General features: G+C 70.2%; 12 protein-coding genes. 10 read left to right on the top strand and 2 right to left on the bottom strand.

From position 1 onward, the window contains the following. Positions 1-2: 2 nt before the first annotated feature. Complete coding sequence (locus FHT36_RS13330) at positions 3-1,256, bottom strand: sarcosine oxidase subunit beta family protein (protein ID WP_169122980.1); 1,254 nt, start codon at positions 1,254-1,256, stop codon at positions 3-5. A 488-nt stretch (positions 1,257-1,744) separates the two neighbouring features. Between FHT36_RS13330 and FHT36_RS13335 the strand changes: the two genes are divergently transcribed. The 6 genes from FHT36_RS13335 to FHT36_RS13360 are packed head-to-tail and all read left to right on the top strand — an operon-like array spanning position 1,745 to position 9,196. Beyond that, complete coding sequence (locus FHT36_RS13335; protein ID WP_051460815.1) at positions 1,745-2,665, top strand: MoxR family ATPase; 921 nt, start codon at positions 1,745-1,747, stop codon at positions 2,663-2,665. A gap of 13 nt (positions 2,666-2,678) precedes the next feature. Next, positions 2,679-3,665: a DUF58 domain-containing protein gene (locus FHT36_RS13340; protein WP_169122981.1), complete on the top strand. Its 987-nt coding sequence runs from the start codon at positions 2,679-2,681 to the stop codon at positions 3,663-3,665. After that, positions 3,662-4,297, top strand: a complete 636-nt coding sequence (locus FHT36_RS13345) for a DUF4381 domain-containing protein (RefSeq protein WP_169122982.1) — start codon at positions 3,662-3,664, stop codon at positions 4,295-4,297. The genes FHT36_RS13340 and FHT36_RS13345 overlap by 4 nt, the downstream gene beginning before the upstream one ends. Next, positions 4,294-5,352, top strand: coding sequence for a VWA domain-containing protein (locus FHT36_RS13350; RefSeq protein ID WP_169122983.1), 1,059 nt, complete (start codon positions 4,294-4,296; stop codon positions 5,350-5,352). The genes FHT36_RS13345 and FHT36_RS13350 overlap by 4 nt, the downstream gene beginning before the upstream one ends. Further along, on the top strand, positions 5,352-7,403 hold the full coding sequence (locus FHT36_RS13355) for a VWA domain-containing protein (RefSeq protein WP_169122984.1): 2,052 nt from the start codon (positions 5,352-5,354) through the stop codon (positions 7,401-7,403). Before FHT36_RS13350 ends, FHT36_RS13355 begins: the two co-directional genes overlap by 1 nt. Beyond that, positions 7,400-9,196, top strand: a complete 1,797-nt coding sequence (locus tag FHT36_RS13360) for a BatD family protein (RefSeq protein WP_169122985.1) — start codon at positions 7,400-7,402, stop codon at positions 9,194-9,196. Before FHT36_RS13355 ends, FHT36_RS13360 begins: the two co-directional genes overlap by 4 nt. Before the next feature lie 96 nt (positions 9,197-9,292). On the opposite strand, the gene FHT36_RS13365 is transcribed toward FHT36_RS13360, so the two are convergent. Continuing rightward, positions 9,293-10,186: a LysR substrate-binding domain-containing protein gene (locus FHT36_RS13365; RefSeq protein WP_169122986.1), complete on the bottom strand. Its 894-nt coding sequence runs from the start codon at positions 10,184-10,186 to the stop codon at positions 9,293-9,295. Positions 10,187-10,312: 126 nt separating this feature from the next. On the opposite strand from FHT36_RS13365, the gene FHT36_RS13370 reads away from it, so the two are divergent. The 4 genes from FHT36_RS13370 (at position 10,313) to FHT36_RS13385 (ending at position 14,075) form a co-directional block, all read left to right on the top strand. Beyond that, positions 10,313-11,023 carry an isochorismatase family protein gene (locus FHT36_RS13370; RefSeq protein WP_169122987.1) on the top strand — a complete coding sequence of 237 codons (711 nt, stop codon included), beginning with the start codon at positions 10,313-10,315 and terminating at the stop codon, positions 11,021-11,023. Positions 11,024-11,255: 232 nt separating this feature from the next. Next, positions 11,256-12,323 carry a PotD/PotF family extracellular solute-binding protein gene (locus FHT36_RS13375; RefSeq protein WP_169122988.1) on the top strand — a complete coding sequence of 356 codons (1,068 nt, stop codon included), beginning with the start codon at positions 11,256-11,258 and terminating at the stop codon, positions 12,321-12,323. Positions 12,324-12,334: 11 nt separating this feature from the next. Then, positions 12,335-13,261: an ABC transporter permease gene (locus FHT36_RS13380; protein ID WP_246702207.1), complete on the top strand. Its 927-nt coding sequence runs from the start codon at positions 12,335-12,337 to the stop codon at positions 13,259-13,261. Positions 13,262-13,268: 7 nt separating this feature from the next. Beyond that, positions 13,269-14,075, top strand: coding sequence for an ABC transporter permease (locus FHT36_RS13385; RefSeq protein WP_169122989.1), 807 nt, complete (start codon positions 13,269-13,271; stop codon positions 14,073-14,075). Positions 14,076-14,077 lie beyond the last annotated feature (2 nt).

Consider the following 14,077-nt stretch of genomic DNA (forward strand, 5'->3'; position numbering starts at 1 on the left):
CCTCAATGCGCCACCGCCGCCGCCGCCGCCTCGTCGATGAGGCGGCCGGTGCGGAAGCGGTCGAGGGTGAAGGGGGCGTTGACGGGGTGGGGCTCGTCGCGGGCGATGGTGTGGGCGAACACATGGGCCGAGCCCGGCGTCGCCTTGAAGCCGCCCGTGCCCCAGCCGCAATTCACATAGAGGCCCTTCACCGGCGTCTTGCCGATGATGGGCGAGCGGTCCGGCGTCACGTCGACGATGCCGCCCCAGTTGCGCAGCATCTTCATGCGCGTGAACTGGGGGAACAGCTCGCAGATGGCATCCAGCGTGTGGGTGGTGATGTGGAGGCCGCCCTGCTGGCTGTAGGAGACGTACTGGTCCGTGCCCGCCCCGATCACCAGCTCGCCCTTGTCGGACTGGGAGATGTAAGCGTGCACCGCGTTCGACATGAGCACGCAGGGGAAGCACGGCTTCACCGGCTCGGAGACCAGCGCTTGAAGGGGGAAGCTCTCCAGCGGCATCCGCACCCCGGCCATGGCCATGACCATGGAGGTATGCCCCGCCGCCGAGACGCCGATCTTCTTCGCACCGATCGGCCCGCGCGTGGTCTCCACCCCGGTCACGGCCCCGTCCGGCCCGCGATGGATGGCCGTGACCTCGCAATTCTGGATGATGTCGACACCGAGCGCGTCGGCGCCGCGGGCATAGCCCCACACCACCGCGTCGTGCCGCGCCGTACCGCCCCGCCGCTGGAGGGCGCCGCCGAGCACGGGATAGCGGATGTCCGGCGAGATGTTCAGCTGCGGGCAGAACTCCTTGGTCTGTTCCCGCGTCAGCCATTCATTGTCGATGCCGTTGAGGCGGTTGGAATAGACGTGGCGCTTGAAGCTCTGCACGTCGTGCTGGTTGTGGGCCAGCATCAGCACGCCGCGCTGGGAGAACATGACGTTGTAGTTCAGCTCCTGCGAGAGCCCTTCCCACAGCTTCACCGCGTGCTCGTAGAGGGCGGCGCTTTCGTCATAGAGGTAGTTGGAGCGGATGATGGTGGTGTTGCGGCCGGAATTGCCGCCGCCGATCCAGCCCTTCTCCAGCACCGCGATGTTGCGGAGGCCATGCTCCTTCGCGAGGTAGTAGGCGGCACCGAGCCCATGGCTGCCGCCGCCGATGATGATGACATCGTAGGCCGGCTTGGGCGTCGGGTTGCGCCACTGGCGGCTCCAGCCCTGATGGGCGTTCAGCGCCTCGGAAAGGAGGGTGGGAAGGGAGAAGCGGCGCATTTGGGTCTCTGAATGGAGAAACCGGGGGTGTCCCCTGTTCGACCGTGACAATGCGCCCGCCCGCTGCCCCGCTCTCGTGGAAATGCGACGGCAAACTGGAATGGAGGCGACACAGACGCCCGTCTGCCGCTGCGTCTACCGCTGCGCCGTCTGCCGCTCCGGCACCGGCGCGGCCGGGCAGAAAATGGCGCCATCCCTCAAAAATGAACGCAAGATAAGGTGTGACGCGGAAGCCGCGACGCTATAAGGAGCCGATGAGGCGCTCTCCCGGCGGTGGTCCAGGGGGAGCAGCCGCCCCGCCATGGCGCCGACGGGCCCCGTGGCCGAACCCGAGAGTCGAGCGCGAGCAAGAGATGAGCACGAGCCGAGACGCGTCCTTCCTCGATGCCGCACGCCGGGAGCCGCCGGCCGCCTCGTCTGCCCGTCCGCGCCCGCCGGTCATCGACCGCACCAGCCTCGCCCGCGCCTTCGACGACCTCTCGGTCTATATGAATGCCTGCATCCTCGGTCAGCCGGCCTTCGTGGAGCTGCTGCTGATCGCCGTGCTCGCCGACGGCCACCTTCTGGTGGAAGGCGCGCCGGGCCTTGCCAAGACCAAGGCCATCAAGGCGCTGGCCCACGCCATCGACCTCACCGACCAGCGCATCCAGTTCACGCCGGACCTTCTGCCCTCCGACCTCACCGGCACCGACATCTACAGGCCCGAGGACGGCAGCTTCCAGTTTCAGGAAGGGCCGGTGTTCCACAATTTCATCCTGGCGGACGAGATCAACCGCGCGCCCGCCAAGGTGCAGTCGGCACTGCTGGAAGCCATGGCGGAGCGTCAGGTCACGGTGGGGCGCACCACCCGCCGCCTGCCGCCGCTCTTCATGGTGATGGCGACCCAGAACCCCATCGAGCAGGAGGGCACCTATCCCCTGCCCGAAGCGCAGCTCGACCGCTTCCTCCTGCATGTGCGCATCGACTTCCCCGATCTCGACGCCGAGCGCCAGATTCTGCGCCTCGTGCGTGGCGAGGCCCGGGGCGAATCGCCGGATTTCGGCGCGCCTTTGCCGCAGGAAGTGGTGTTCGCCGCCCGGCGGGAGGTGCTGGCCGTGCACATGGCGGAGCAGGTGGAGGAATATCTGCTCCAGCTGGTGCAGGCGACGCGCCGTCCCGAGCTTTACGGCGCGGATCTCCAGGGTCTCGTCGGCTTCGGCGCCAGCCCGCGCGGCACCATCGCCCTCGACCGCTGCGCCCGCGCCCACGCCTGGCGGCGCAAGCGCGATTATGTGATCCCCGAGGACGTGCAGGCCATCGCCAAGCCCGTGCTGCGCCATCGCGTGCTGATGACCTTCGAGGCCGAGGCCGACGGCGTGACCAGCGACGACTTCATCGACCTGCTGCTCGCCCGCGTGCCGGTGGGCTGAGGCGACACACTCCATGGCCGAGCGCGATCCGCTCCGGGGCGTCGTTGCCCGCCTCGCTGACCTGGTGGCGGCGCGTCCGCGCGTCCAGGGCGGCTTCTCGGGCGGCAAGCGCGTCAGCAGCCAGCTCTACGGGGGCCACAGCTCCTCCTTCCGCGGCCGCGGCATGGAGTTCGACGAGGTGCGCGTCTACCATCCCGGCGACGACGTGCGCACCATCGACTGGCGGGTCACGGCCCGCACCGGAAGGACGCACACCAAGCTGTTTCAGGAAGAGCGCGAGCGCCCGGTGCTGGTGCTGGTGGATGCCCGCGCCTCCATGCGCTTCGGCACCCGCGATTGCTTCAAGTCGGTGCTGGCGGCCAAGGCGGCCGCCGTGCTGGCGTGGATCGGCATCGGCGGCGGCGACCGGGTGGGCGGGCTGGTCCTCTCCCCGTCCGGCATCATCGCACTGCGGGCCGAGCGCACCCGCCGGCGCATCCTCGCCTTCGTGCGCTCCATCGCCGACGCCACCGCCGAGCGCCTCGGCCCGCCCGGCTCCGAACCCACTTTGGCGGAGGCGCTGGCGCGGCTGCGGCCGCTGGTGAAGCCCGGCACGCTCATCTTCCTCGTCTCCGATTTCGCCGATCTCGATGAGCACGCCGCCCGCGAACTCGGCCGCATCGCGCTGGACGGACATGTCACCTGCCTGTTCGTCTATGACCGGCTGGAGACGCAGATGCCCTCCGGCGGCGTCTTCCCCGTCACCGACGGCGTATCGGTCGCCCGGCTCGACGACAGCCGCGCGGCGCAGCGGGAGGGCTATGCCCGCCGCTTTGCCGAACGCCGCGGCGCGCTGGAGCGGCTCTGCCGCGAGCGCGGCCTCACCCTGATGGACCTCGAGACCGGCTGCGACCCGGCGGAAGTTCTCAATCCCGAGCGGATGCGGCAGGCGGCGGCCTCGGCCCGGGCGGGCGCAGCCGGGGCCATTGCGCCCGGCGCAGGACGGACGGTGGCGCGATGACCACCCCCGCCATTCCCCCCGCACCCACCGCGCCGGGGGCCGCCGCCGGCCCCACCCCGCTCATCGCGCCCGGAGGCGCCCCGGCGGCGACACCGCCCAATTTCCAGACGCCGAATTTCCTCAACGGAGCGCCGCCCACCCCGCCGGTGCCGGGCTCGGCCGAGGACCCGCTGGCGGCGCTGCGCGACATCCATCTGCCCGCCGACGTGCCGCTCTTTCCGCTGGCGCCGGGCTGGTACGTGCTGGCCGGGCTGGTGGTGCTGGTGCTCCTCATCCTCGCCGTGCGCGAATGGCGCTGGCGGCAGACGCTCGCCTACAAGGCCCTGAAGATGTTCGACGCCGAGGTCGGCCGCGCCGGACCGGACGACACCCACGCCGTCGCGGTCGCCGCCTCGGACGTGCTGCGCCGTCTGGTGCGCGCGGAATCCGGAGAGGCGAAGGCGACGCTCACCGGCGAGGCCTGGGCCCGCCAGCTCGTCACCGGCCGCGCGCCCTTCGCCCCGCGGGAGGCCGCCTTCCTCGCGCGGGCGCCCTACATGCCCCCGCAGACGGCGGAGCAGGTGGCCGCCGGCAGCATCACCCCCTCCGCCCTCGCCGACGCGGTGCGGCGCCACATCCGGGCGCGCCGATGATTACGCTCGCCTGGCCCTGGATGCTGGCGCTGCTGCCGGCCCCCCTCCTCGCCCGTTTCGTGGTGCCGCGCGCCCGCGAGCAGAAGGCCGGCGCGCTGCGCCTGCCCTTCTTCGCCGCCCTCGCCCGGGCCGGGCTGGTGACGCCCGCCCGGCCGGCCTGGAGCAAGACGCGCCTCGCCGCGCTCGCCTTCATCTGGACGCTGCTCGTGGTCGCCGCCGCCCAGCCCATCTATGTGGGCCGACCGGTAGAGGTTCCGGTGGAGGGGCGCGAGATCATGCTGGTCATCGATCTCTCCGCCTCCATGGCGCAGCGCGACCTCGCCCTCACCAAGCCCATGGACCGCCTGCAGGTGGTGAAGCAGGTGGCGGACGACTTCATCGCCCGCCGTGCCGGCGACCGGGTGGGCCTCATCCTGTTCAGCACCCGCGCTTATGTGCAGGCGCCCCTCACCCTCGACCGCCGGGTGGTGCGCGATCTGCTCGCCCAAGCCACCATCGGCATGACCGGGCGCAACACCTCCATCGGCGACGCCATCGGCCTCGCGGTGAAGACCCTGCGCGACGGCCCGGCCAAAGAGCGGGTGGTGGTGCTGCTCACCGACGGCGCCAACACCTCCGGCGTGCTCGATCCGCTGCAGGCCGCGGCCATCGCCGCCAAGGAGCATCTGCGCATCCACACCATCGGCGTCGGCTCCGATGCCGGGGAGTTCGTCCCCGGCGCGCCCATGAACCCGTCCTCGGACCTCGACGAGGGCGCGCTCAAGGCCATTTCCGGCCTCACCGGCGGCAAGTATTTCCGCGCCCGCGACCAGCAGGGCCTCGCCGGCATCTATGCCGAGATCGACAAGCTGGAGCCGGTGGCCGGCGATCCGCAATATGTGCGGCCGGCCCTCACCCTGTTCTTCTGGCCGCTCGGCGCCGCGCTGGTCGCAAGCTTCCTGTTCGCCGCCGCCTTGCTGCTGCGGATGCCGACCCGCCGCGCGGCAGAGGCGCCCGCGCCGCAGGATGCGCCGGCGACCGATGCCCCGTCCCTGCCGGTTGCGGAGGCGCGCTGATGGCGAGCTTCCACTTCCTGCGGCCGGAATGGCTCCTGGCGCTGCTGCCGGCGGCGATCCTCGCCGCCCTGCTCCATCGCCGGCTGCGCGAGGGCAGCAATGACTGGGCGCGCGAGGTGGACCCGCACCTCCTCGCCCACCTCGCTCTGCCGGGGCGGCGTGCCTCGGGCCAATGGCCGGCCGTGCTGCTCTTCGCCGGCTGGGTCACCGCCGTCTTCGCCATGGCCGGCCCCACCTGGCAGAAGCTGCCGCAGCCGGTGACGGGCCGGCTCGATCCGCTGGTGATCGCGGTCAATCTGGCGCCGACCATGAACGCCCCCGACGCCAGCCCCTCGCGCCTCGTCGCCGCCCGCTACAAGATCGCCGACGTGCTGCAGCGCATGCGCGGCAGCGAGGTGGCGCTGGTGCTCTATTCCGACATCCCGTTCGCCGCCGCGCCGCTGACCGAGGACGCGCACGTGGTGGCGCAGATGCTGCCGGACCTTTCCACCAGCCTCATGCGCGGCAATGCCAACCGCCCGCAGGCCGCCATCGCCATGGCCGTGGACCTGCTCAAGGGCGCCGGCGCCATGAGCGGACGCATCCTGCTCGTCACCGACGGGCCGGGCGACGAACCGGCCAAGACGCAGGCGGCGGCGAAGGCGGCCGCGGCTGAAGGCTACAAAGTGAACGTGATCGGCGTCGGCGCGGAGGGCGCCAATGGCGCGCCGGCTTTGGACACGGCGGCGCTGACGGCCATCGCCACGGCCGGACAGGGTGCCTATACGCCGCTCACCGCCGACGACCGCGACATCGCCTATGCCCTGCCCCCCGCAGCCAGCTCGAACGGCGCCGTCACCGACAGCGAGGGCTTCACCGCCGACGTGTGGGCGGACATGGGGCCTTACGTGCTGCTCCTCGCCGTGCTGCTCGCCCCCCTCGCCTTCCGCCGCGGCTGGATCGCCGTCCTCGCGTTTGCCGCCCTCGGCGGCCTCGCGGCGCCGCAGCGGGCGCAGGCGCAGACGCTGCCACAGAACCTGACGCAATCCCTGCCGCAGAGCTGGGCCGACATGTGGTGGCGCCCCGACCAGCAGGGCGCGGCGGACTACGCCCGGGGTGACTACGCCGCCGCCGCGCAGAAGTTCGAAGACCCCACCTGGAAGGCCAATGCGCTCTACAAGGCCGGCGACTATTCCGGCGCCGCCGCCGCGCTCTCCCGCCTGCCGGGCGGTGATTACAACCGCGGCAACGCTTTGGCGCGCGCTGGGCAGCTGGAGCAGGCGGTGGCCGCCTACGACAAGGCGCTGGCCGCCAACCCCGACAATGCCGACGCCAAGTTCAACCGCGATCTGGTGCAGAAACTGATCGACGCGAAGAAGAAGCAAGAGGAAGACAAGCAGAAACAGGACCAAAAGCAGAACCAGGCCGGCGGCGGCGGTGGGCAGGACCAAAACAAGGACCAGAAGCCCGACCCCAAGTCCGACCAGAAGCAGAAGCAGGACCAGAAGCCCGGCGGGGACAAGCCGCAGGACGCGCAGAACAGCCCGCAGCCGGGTCCGCTCCCCCCGCCTGCGCCGCTGCCGCCGCGCCGTCCGTCCGAGCTGGCACAGCAACAGCCTCCCCAGCAGCAACCCCAGTCGCCGCCGCCCCAGGAACAGGCCAAGCAGGCGCCGCCGCCCGATTCCCCTCCGCCCCCGCTGGCGCCGCAGGACCCATCGCAGCCGCCGCAGGAGCCGGAGGTGATGGCCGGCGACGTTCCCGCCGCGCCGGTGACGCCGAAGGCGCCGCCCCCGCCCATGCCGGACGACAAGGAGAACGGGCAGGACGCGGCGAAGCAGGACCCCAACGCCGCTTTTTCCGCGCCCCCGACCGCGCCCTCCCAGGTCGCGCAGCCGAAGCCGCCCCAGCCCACGCCCCAGGCGCCGCCAGCCGTGGCCTTCAGCGACGACGACCAGAGCCGCGAGCAGGCGCTGCGGCAGGTGCCGGACGATCCCGGCGGACTGCTGCGCGCGCGCATCCGTGCCCAATATACCGGCGGACCCGTATTCCTCTCCGAGGGGGATGCGCAATGATCCGCACGGCGCTCCGCACCTGCCTATTCGCGCTCGCCCTCGCGCTGTGGGCGACGGCCGCCCCCGCCGCATCGTTCAAGGCTACGGTGGAAAAGCCGCCGGCGGACCAGGGCGACACCTTCGAGCTGGTGCTCAGCGTGATCGGGCGGGACAGCCTGGAGCCGCCCAACATCAGCCCCCTCAACAGGGACTTCGAGATTCTCGACCGCGGCAAGCGCAGCCGCATGGAGAGCGTCAACGGCCGCATGGTGGAGGTGAACGAGTGGGTGCTGACGCTGGCGCCCAAGCGGGCCGGCCATCTCGTCATCCCGGCCCTCACCCTCGGCAGCGAGACGAGCGCGCCCATCGAGATGGACGTGGCGCCCGGCTCCACCGCCGAGCCGCCTGACGACGGCCCCATCGCCCTCTCCGTGGATGTGCTGGGCACGCCGCCCTTCTACCTCCAGAGCGAAATTCCCGTGGTCGTGCGCATGTATGACCGCGTGGGCGCCCTGGAGGCCTCGGCCGACCAGCCGGCGGCGGAGGGCGCCACCTTCACCCCCGACGGGACGCTGAAGCGCTTTTCCCGCATCTATGGCCGCCAGCGCTACCGTGTGGTGGAGCTGCGCTACATCATGCGGCCGCAGCGCACTGGCACGATCCAGATCTCCTCGGTGGCCCTGCGCGCCTCCATCCCCGTGTCCCCGCCCGGGGCGCAGGAGCAGGCGCGGGCTATGGGACGCCCCGCCATGCCGTGGCTCGGCGGCGGCTTCGATGCGGGCCGCAAGGTCACGGTATTCGCCAATCCGGTGGAGGTGACGATCCTGCCCCGCCCGGCCGGCGTCACCGGCTGGTTCCTGCCGGCACGCGCGGTGGGCCTCAAGGAGACCTGGAGCAGCCCGCCGGCCAAGGCGAAGGTGGGTGTCGCCCTCACCCGCACGCTGCGGCTGGAGGTGCAGGGCGCCAGCCCCGCCCAATTGCCGCCGCTGAAGCCGGCGGAGACGGACGGCGTGCGCCAGTATGCCGACGAGGAGCATCCCGAGGCGGCGCAGGTGGGCGGCGCGCCCGGTGCCATCGCGGAAGTCCACATCAGCGTTGTGCCCACCCGTGCCGGATCGATCACGCTGCCCGCCATCACCGTGCCCTGGTGGAACATCACCACCAACCGCGCCGAGACGGCCCAGTTGCCGCCCGTGACGCTGCAGGTGGCGGGAGCGGCCGATCCCGCCGGCATCACCCCGCCCCCCGCGCCGGCGAAAGACGCACCCAAGCCGCAGGCGACACCGGCCGACGACGCCGGCCCCCTGCCTCTGCGTGATATCGCAGCCATCGCGCTGGTGGTGGTGATGATCGGCGGATTCCTCCTGTTCTCCGGCCGGCGCGCCGGGCGCAATGCCCGCGCCATGGCCGAGCCGCCGCCCGGGCCGGTTGCCGCCCGCCCCGCGCGCCCTGGCCGCCCGGCACCGGCGCGCCCCGCCGTGCGCCGGCCGCGGCTCGCAGTGCCGGACGAGAAGACCGCCGCCGGCGCGGTGGAGGCCGCCTGCAAGGCCGGCCACGCCACGGCCGCCTATCGCGCCTATCTCGAATGGAACCGTGCCTCAGGGCCGGGCCATGCGGGCACCGCCTCGGCCCGCACGCCGGCCATGGCGGCCGCGCTGCACGAGATCAGCCGCCATCTGTATGCGGGGGATGGGGACACGTGGGACGGCCACGGCTTCCGCTCCGCCTTCGCCGCCGAGCGCAAGGCAGCCCTGAAGCCGGCCAAGGCGCGCACCGCCCGGGGTCTCGCCCCGCTCTATCCCAAGGCGCGCTGAGGGGGCTGCGCCGCCCCCAAAAGCCCGCGCGGCGATTGAGCGGAAGCAACGACGCACACCCGCGTCGCCTGAATGCTCGTGGCGCGAACTCCCGCCCTACGTCCCGCCCCACACCCGCCGCATGTATTCGGTGAAGACCGTCACGGCCGGCGCGCGAATTGGGGTCGCCCAGGCGGCGCAGGTGACGAGCTTGTCTGCCACGTCGTCGAGATCGCGGATGACGATGCCGCGCCGCTGCAGGTTGCGCACGCAGCTCGCATAGACCGAGACCCCCGCCCCCGCCGCCACCAGCCCGAAGATGCCTTCGGAGGACGACGCCTCCTGCACGATGCGCGGGGTGAAGCCCGCGCGGTGGCAGACGGCGAAGAAGGCGGTGCGGAAGGCGCCCCAGTTCTCGCCGGAGCCCAGCACGAACGGCTGGTCGGCGAGGTCGGCGAGGCGCAGCACCCGCACGTTGGAGAGGGGATGGGTGATGGGGAGCAGCGCCACGTAGCGGTTGTCGTCGAAGGCGTAGCTCTCCATGCCCGCCTCCTCGAACGGGCCGATCATGAAGCCGATATCGATGCGCTCCGCCAGCAGCGCCTCCTGCTGCTGCAGCGTCGGGGTGAAGGACAGTTCCAGCCGGATCTCCGGCCGGTAGCGGCTGAAGCTGTTGAGGAATTCCGGCAGCCGGCCGTTGATGGCGAAGTCCATGTAGCCGATGCGCAGCACGCCCACCTCGCCGCCCGCCGTACGCCGCGCGCGGCTCACCGCCCGCTCCAGCCGCGCCAGCGCCTCCCGGCTTTCCGCGAGAAAGGCCTTCCCGGCCTCGGTGAGCACCACGGTGCGGGTGGTGCGGGCAAACAGGGGCACGCCCACGTCCTGCTCCAGATCGCGGATGAGGCGGCTCATGCCCGGCTGGGTCATGTGGGCGCGCTGGGCGGCGCGGCCGAAATGCAGCTCCTCGGCGAGGAGCACGAAGCAGCGGACGTGGCGAAGATCGAAGCGCATGAGAATTCATACCGGAAAAATCATCAATAACGCCGAAATTAGAATTTCCCAAGCCACGCGACCTCGCTCACTCTTTGCCCTGCGAGCCCGGTGGCAACGGGCGGAAAATCATCAGGGATCAAGGACATGGCCTTCGAGGAAGACCTCGACGCAGCGCTGACGCGCGCCTTCGAGCAGGCAACCCAGCTCTATCAGCGCAACGGTTTCCAGCGGCGGGTCGGCTTCGGCCGGCGGCCGGCACTCATCAATGTGGACCTTGCCAATGCGTGGACCCGGCCGGGCAACCCGTTCACCTGCGACAAGATCGATGACGAGATCATCCCCGGCGTGCAGGCGCTGCTCGCCGCCTGCCGTCGCAACGGCCATCCGGTGGTCCACGTCACCACCTGCTACCAGGTGACCGACGAAACCAAGGCCGCCACCGACATGGGCCTGTGGCACCACAAGATTCCGATCGACGTGGTGGATCAGGCCAAGCCCGAGCTGTGGGCCATCGACAGCCGCATCGAACCGGTGGCGGGCGAGCAGGTGCTCATCAAGAAGCGGGCCTCGGCCTTCCACGGCACCTATCTCGCCGGCTTCCTGCGCGCCAACAATGTGGACACCATCCTGGTCACCGGCGTCACCGCCTCGGCCTGCGTGCGCACTACGCTGTGCGACGGCCTCGCCGAGGGCTTCCGCACCATCGCGGTGAAGGAATGCATCGGTGACCGCGTGCCCGGCGCAGTGGCGTGGAACCTGTTCGACATCGACGCCAAGTTCGCCGACGTGGAACCGCTTGAGCGCTGCATCGCCTATCTCGACGAGGTGGGCGGCAAGTCCAAGGCGGCCGCGTGACCTTCTCGAACCGCCGTCATGCCCCGGCTTGTCCGGGGCATCCACCCGGCCGCCCAAGCCACCACCGCAGGACGGGAGCCGCCCCGGCCCACCCGTGGATCCCCCGGACAAGCCGGGGGATGACGGTCGGTCGAAGTGGGGAAAGGGCGTTCGCACACGAGTGACTTCCCGGTGGCGCTTCCCGCGCCGCCGGCTTCTGCGTTCGACTTCAAATCATAATCCAGAGGCGAACATGACCAAGCTCATCGACCAGCTCACCGGCGCCCCCTCCCGCCGCGCCGTCCTTGCCGGCCTCGGCGCGGGCGCGGCCGCCGTCTCCCTGCCGGGCCTTGCCCGCGCGCAGGACAAGACCCTCGTCGTCTCCAACTGGGGCGGCGACTGGAACGAGCGCACCATCAAGTTCGTGGAAGCCCCGCTCGTGGAGAGCCAGGGCATCAAGATCGTCCGCGACCTCGGCATGGAGCCCGAGCGCAAGGCGAAGCTGATCGCCGAGAAGCGGCTGCGGCGCGGCACCATCGACGTCATCCACATCAACGAGGGCGACAGCGTCGAGCTTTACGCGCAGGAAGTGATCGACAATATCGACTTCTCCAAGGTGCCCAATTATGCGGACGTGGTGCCGGCGCTGAAGTCCAAGCCCTTCTTCGTCCCGTGGCTCTATAGCGGCGTGACCATCATCTACAACAAGGACAAGGTGCCGAACCCGCCCAAGTCCTATGCCGAGCTGTGGGACAAGAAATGGGCCGGCAAGATCGGCCTTACCAACCAGCTCTATTTCAACTACATCATGATGGCCGGCCTCATCAAAGGCGGCAACGTCACCAATACCGAAGAAGGCAAGGCCCGCCTCATCGAGCTGAAGGAACTCACCCAGCCGCGCATCTACGCCGCGCACCAGCAGCTCGGCGCGGGCCTCGTCAATGGCGAGGTGGACATCGCCGTGAACTACAAGGCGCGCGGCCTGCAATGGGCCAATGACGGCGCCCCCCTCGCCATCGGCTACCCGTCCGAGGGCGCCATCGCGGTGATGTTCGGCGCGGCTTTGCCCAAGAAGGCGCCGAGCCCGGATTTGTCCTTGATCTATTTCAACGCCATGCTGGACCCCAAGGCCATGGCCGGCCTTGCCGGCGCCAGCTTCTACGCCCCGGCCAACAGCAAGGCGGAGCTTTCGCCCGAGCTCAAGGCGAAGGTGGATTTCACCGCCGCCGAAGCCGCCGCACTGAAGTTCCCCGATTACGCGCACGTGGCCAAGAATACGGCGGAATGGCTGGAGTGGTGGAACAAGAACATCGCCCGCTGAGCGAGGCCGACATGACCTCCTCCGCAAGCTCCGGCGCCACTGCGCCGGTGGCGACAGCTTCCCCGCCCGCATTGCGCGGGCGGGAGGGGCGGCGGCTCGCCCCCGCCTACGGCCTCACGGCGCCGGCCACGATCTTCGTGCTGCTGGCGCTGATGGGGCCGCTCGCGCTCATGTTCCGCTATTCGCTGAACCGCTTCGTGCCGGGGCAGATGATGGTGGAGGCGCTGACGCTCGACAATTACGCGCGCTTCTTCGCCGACAGCTTCTATCAGGAGGTGCTGGGCACCACGCTGTGGATCTCCGCCCTCTCCACCCTCCTCTGCCTCGTGGCGGGCTTCCCGGTCGCCTATTTCCTGGTGCGGCAGGCAAGCGACAAATGGAAGGGGCGGCTGCTCCTGCTCATCGTGCTGCCCCTCCTCATGGGTAATGCGGTGCGGACGGCCGCGTGGATGGTCATCCTCGGCGACAAGGGCCTGTTCAACGCCGTCATCGGCGCCATCGGCATCTCGCCGGTGAAGCTGATGTACACGCCCACCGCCGTGGTCATCGGCCTCGTCTCGGTGCTGCTGCCCTTCATGATCGTGACGCTGCAAAGCGTCATCGAGGGCATCGACGCGAACCTTGAGTCCGCCGCCCAGTCGCTCGGCGCCTCCCACCTCACGGTTCTCCGCCGCGTGGTGCTGCCTCTGGCTCTGCCCGGCATCCTCGCGGGGACGATGCTCTGCTTCATCCTCTCCATGAACGCCTATGCGACGCCGGTGCTCATCGGCGGGCCGAGCTTCCACATGATGGCGCCCACCGTCTACCAGCAGGTGGCCAAGGCCATGAACTGGCCCTTCGGCGCGGCGCTCGCCTTCGTGCTGATGGCGGTGACCCTGGTGCTCACCACCACCGCCAACGTCCTGGTGCAGCGCCGCTACCGGCGCTGGAGCGAGTGAGGAACCGATGGGACTTCTCGCCGTCAACCGCATCTATGCCGCCATCACCGCCCTCGTGCTCGCCTTCGTGGTGCTGCCGCTGGGCGCGGTGATCTGGGTCAGCTTCTTCGCCAACCGCATCCTCTCCTTCCCGGCCACCGGCTACACGCTGGACTGGTATGTGCGCGCCTGGCAGCTCGACTCCTTCCGCAACGGCTTCATCACCAGCGTCGAGACGGCGCTGGTGGCGGTGGCCCTCTCGCTGGCGCTCGGCGTGCCGGCGAGCCTTGCTCTGGTGCGCTACCGCTTCCCCGGACGCGACGCCATCCAGACCCTGCTGCTGTCGCCCATGGTGGTGCCGGGCATCGTCGGCGGCGCCGCGCTGTTCATGGCCTTCATCGAGCTGGAGATCCTGCTGGACGTGGACATTTCCGGCACCCTGCCGGGCCTGTTCGTCGCCCACGGCCTCATCGCCTTGCCGTGGACCGTGCGCCTCGTCACCGCCTCGCTGGTGGGCATGAGCCCCTCCTACGAGGAGGCGGCGCAATCGCTGGGGGCGGGCCGGCTCACCACCTTCTTCCGGGTGACGCTGCCCATCATCAAGCCGGGCATCGTGGCGGCGGCGCTCTTCTCCTTCGTCATCTCCTTCATCGATCTGGAGAAGTCGATCTTCCTCGTGGGGCCGGGGCGCACCACGCTGCAGATCGCGCTCGTCTCCTATCTCGAATGGAATCTGGATTCGACGGTGGCGGCGGTGGCCACCGTGCAGATCCTCATCATCGGCGTGCTGCTCCTCGTCTCGGATCGCTACGCCCGCCTCTCCCGCGCCTTCTGAGG

It is taken from the genome of Xanthobacter sp. SG618, from assembly GCF_012932745.1.
Lineage (GTDB): Bacteria > Pseudomonadota > Alphaproteobacteria > Rhizobiales > Xanthobacteraceae > Xanthobacter > Xanthobacter flavus.